The organism is Methylobacterium oryzihabitans (assembly GCF_004004555.2).
GTDB classification, from domain to species: Bacteria; Pseudomonadota; Alphaproteobacteria; order Rhizobiales; family Beijerinckiaceae; genus Methylobacterium; species Methylobacterium oryzihabitans.
The window spans coordinates 1-425 of the sequence record NZ_SACP01000176.1; the positions used below are offsets into that span (position 1 = coordinate 1).

Consider the following 425-nt stretch of genomic DNA (forward strand, 5'->3'; position numbering starts at 1 on the left):
TGCTGGTTGCCTGCCCGGGCCGCCTGCTCGACCTGGCCGGCCAAGGCAAGGTCGACCTGGCCCATGTAGAAATCCTGGTGCTCGACGAAGCCGACCGCATGCTCGACATGGGCTTCATCCCCGACGTCAAGAAGGTACTGGCACGCCTGCCATCCAAGCGCCAGAACCTGCTGTTCTCGGCCACCTTCTCCAAGGACATCACCGACCTCGCCGACAAGCTCCTGCACAACCCGGAACGTATCGAGGTCACGCCGCCGAACACCACCGTCGAGCGTATCGAGCAGCGCGTCTACCGCCTGCCCGCCAGCCACAAGCGTGCGCTGCTGGCACACCTGATCACCCTGGGTGCCTGGGAACAGGTATTGGTGTTCACCCGTACCAAGCACGGCGCCAACCGCCTGGCCGAGTACCTTGAAAAACAAGGC

The 425-nt window shown here is 63.8% G+C and carries 1 protein-coding gene; it reads left to right on the forward strand.

Annotated elements, in window-relative coordinates:
- Positions 1-425: DEAD/DEAH box helicase (locus EOE48_RS28935; protein WP_127734248.1), on the forward strand; the 425-nt coding region annotated here is incomplete at both ends.